Origin of the sequence: Oceanisphaera sp. (assembly GCF_052084945.1) — a bacterium.
Classification (GTDB): domain Bacteria; phylum Pseudomonadota; class Gammaproteobacteria; order Enterobacterales; family Aeromonadaceae; genus Oceanimonas.
The window spans coordinates 1-3658 of the sequence record NZ_JBQDEX010000171.1; the positions used below are offsets into that span (position 1 = coordinate 1).

The window sequence follows — 3658 nt, forward strand, 5'->3', positions numbered from 1 at the left end:
CTTTTTAATAAAGGCTTTATTGGTTTCTTTGCACTGCAAGCCAAAGGCGACATTTCTGGCCACATTTAAGTGCGGAAACAACGCATAATCTTGAAAAATCATACCTATATTGCGCTGCTCAGGCACCACGGCAACACCATTACCATTCATCAAGGTATTGTGAATATGGATCTCGCCCTCGCGAATCGGCAAGAGGCCAGCAATGGCTTTTAATAAGGTGGTTTTACCGCAGCCACTGGCTCCCAGTAAGCACATAATTTCATTTTCATTCACCTGCAATGACAAGTCATCTAAAATGGCTTTGCCGTTATAACTACAGGTTAAGTTTTTTACATCAAGTGCCGCCATCAGTGTTGTTGCTCCAATGATCGGTTTAAGAAAATCAGCGGTACTAACCCCACCAGCACAATGGCAATAGCGGGCAAAGCCCCTAGCTCTAACTGCTCGTCAGACACAAACTGATATACGTAGGTGGCCAAGGTTTGAAAGTTAAATGGCCTTAGCAAGAGTGCCGCAGGCAGCTCTTTCATACATTCAATAAACACTAACAGGGCACCGGCCAACATACCCTTGCGAATAAGCGGCATATGAACTTTCATCATCATGGCGCTGGGGCTGTAGCCCATGGTTTGTGTCACCATATCTAATGAGGGTGACACCTTACCCAAACTGCTTTCTACCGAGCCAATGGCCATGGCGCCAAAACGCACCAAATACCCAAAGGCAATCGCGACCATGGTGCCGGTAAACAGCAGGCCTGGCTCAGTCACGCCCAACCAAAGCGCGGCATCATTAATGGCAAAATCGAGACTGGTTAAGGGCACCAATACCCCAATCGCCAATACCGTACCTGGCAAGGCATAACCCATAGAGGCTAACCGCATCGGCAAGACAGAGGCGGTTTTTCCGGTCAACCGGTGGTTCATGCCTAATAACAAGCCCACCATTAACGCAATGCCTGCCACTAGGGTCGACAGTAATAAGCTATTAAAGCTGTACTCAAAAAACTGGCTATTCCACGCTTGATCAAAATAGTGCGCAGCGTGATAACACAAAATAACAAAGGGCAGTAAAAAGCCCAGTAATACCAGCGTCCAGCAAAACCCTAACGCGCCCCACTTGGCTATGCCCGACAGCTGATAACCCGCTTGTTGCTCGTGGCCCATGTTTTTTTGAAACACTTGTTGGCGTTGGCGACTCATGCGCTCCATGCTCAACAGTAACATGACCACCAGTAACATAATGGCCGAAATTTTTGCCGCAGCATTTAAGCTGCCATAGCCAAGCCAAGTATCGTACACCGCTGTGGTCAGCGTATTCACCGCAAAAAAGTTGACCGTACCAAACTCAGCCAATGTTTCCATGGCCACCAAAGACAGCCCTACGGCAATAGAGGGGCGCGCCAGCGGCAGACTAATGCGTTTAAAGCTTTGCCACGGGCTACAGCCCAACAAACGGCTTGATTGGATCAAGCTTGTGGATTGCTCCATAAAGGCAGTGCGCGCCAGCAAATACACGTACGGGTAGAGCACCAGCCCCAAAATAACACCGGCACCGCCTAGGGTACGAATTGCAGGAAAGTAATAATCAGCAACAGAGGTCCAGCCAAACCAGTGGCGGAGGCTGCTTTGTATGGGCCCCGAAAAGTCTAACAAATCGGTATAGACAAAGGCGACAATATAGGAGGGCATGGCCAGCGGTAAAATAAGCGCCCATTGCAACCAGCGTTTGCCGGGTAGCTCACACATGGCCATCAGCCAAGCGGCCGGCACGCCACAAAGCAAGCTAAACGCCATCACCAGCAACACCAACCAAAAGGTGTTGCCAATATACGTAGGAAGCACCGTTCCCCACAGATGACTAAAAATATCTTCTGTGGGTAACAGTGCTTCATATATTAGTGCCATTATAGGCAAAATCAGCAGCAGGGCTAATGCCCAACTGCTGACGGTCCAACCAGGTCGTTTCATTGATAACTCAAAGCGGGGGCACAGCCCCCGTCTTGTTAAAGGTCGTATTGAACTTCGTCGACCAACTCAACGGCTGTTTTAGCATGTTTTGCTACATCAGCCAGTGGGCGTTTATCGGCATCGAAGTCACCCCAGCTGCTGACCAGTTCAGATGCATCAGCACCTGGTTTTACTGGATATTCATGGTTAGCGGATGAATATAAGTGTTGTGCTTCATCACCGGCTAAAAACTCCATCAATTTAACAGCTGATTCTTTGTTTTTAGCGTGCTTAGTTAGCGCAACCGCTGAAATATTAACATGTGTGCCACGATCATCTTGGTTCGGGAAGTTAATATAAACCGCTTCTGCAGCATCACGCTGCTTTTCGTCGCTCAACATCACGCCGTAGTAATAGCTGTTGCCCAGTGCGTAGTCACACACGCCATCGTTAATGGCTTTAATTTGGTCACGGTCACCGCCTTGAGGCTTACGCGCTAGGTTCGCTTTTAAACCTTCTAACCAAGTTTTAGTGTACTCAACACCGTGCTCGTCAATCATAGATGCAGTTAGCGCCACATTATAAGGGTGTTTACCGCTGCGAGTACAAATTTTTCCTTTGTACTTAGGGTCAGCTAACTCTTCATAGGTAATATCGTCACGCTTACCTACGCGATCTTTGGAGCTATATATAGCACGGGCACGGGTGGTTACGGCAAACCATTTACCGTCTGCATCACGATACTGAGCCGGAATATTCTCTTCTAATACATCACTCTCAACGGCTTGGGTTAGATCTTTGTCTACTACGTCCATCAAGCGGCTAACGTCAACGGTTAATACTAAGTCTGCTGGCGATAAACGGCCTTCACGCTCTAGACGCTCACCCATGCCGTTTTTCATAAATACCACATTCACATCAATACCGGTTTCTTCGGTAAAGGTGTCAATAATGGGCTTAATCAGAAAGTCTTGGCGGTTAGAATACACGTTCACTTCTTCAGCAAATGCTTGGCCGGTGAAGCTGGCAACTAACAAGGCTGCTGCAGATAAACCTAGTTTACTCGTCTTAGACATAGTTAAAATCCATTTGGTTGAGTGAGAACAATTAACGTTTAGGATTATACCCAGACAATCTCAGTAAGCAACACACATCTAAATGATAAACAGTGTCATCCGCAACTACATTCATCTATTTTCCATAAAAAACTCAATCAAGTCTTTGTGCCAGATCACTTAAAGAACAGTCAACCGCTGTACGCCGACCGCTTTACGTAAAACCAACCCCAGCTCACTTTGAGCGCGATTAGCCTTAAGCTGTTAGACAAAGACACAACTGGATTGCCGTGCTGCGCTCGCAATGACGGATAACAACAGTCAACCGCTGTACGCAGAACGCTTTACGTAGAACATAAAAGTACCCAAGCCAAACCGGTGTTTTTACTTTTGTAGATACTCTGTTGGACGTCAAAGCTTTGCACTATAGTGTTATGCGCCCTTATTTCGTCTTTGCGAGCGTAGCGCGGCAATCCATTCCAAAAAGAAAGCGCTACGTCTAACGCCGAACGCGTTACGTTAAAGAAAAATGCGGTTTTGTTTTTTCGTTAGGCGCTCAGCGTATAGCTGTTTATTAAATGGATTGCCGCGTCGTTGCACTCCTCGCAATGACCAAAGGGAGTCGCTCTGGTTTTTCGTAGGGGCGAATTTATT

At 47.2% G+C, this 3658-nt stretch carries 3 protein-coding genes; all 3 read right to left on the reverse strand.

Annotation, left to right across the window (positions count from 1 at the left end):
* On the reverse strand, positions 1–348 hold a 348-nt coding region (locus tag ACTHY5_RS11575), incomplete at its 3' end, for an ATP-binding cassette domain-containing protein (RefSeq protein ID WP_441879824.1).
* Positions 348–1970 carry an ABC transporter permease gene (locus tag ACTHY5_RS11580; protein ID WP_441879828.1) on the reverse strand — a complete coding sequence of 541 codons (1623 nt, stop codon included), beginning with the start codon at positions 1968–1970 and terminating at the stop codon, positions 348–350. The genes ACTHY5_RS11575 and ACTHY5_RS11580, both read right to left, overlap by 1 nt.
* Positions 1971–2005: 35 nt before the next feature.
* Entirely contained in the window at positions 2006–3025 is a 1020-nt protein-coding gene (locus tag ACTHY5_RS11585) for a Fe(3+) ABC transporter substrate-binding protein (protein WP_441879831.1), read from the reverse strand.
* Positions 3026–3658: the final 633 nt, after the last annotated feature.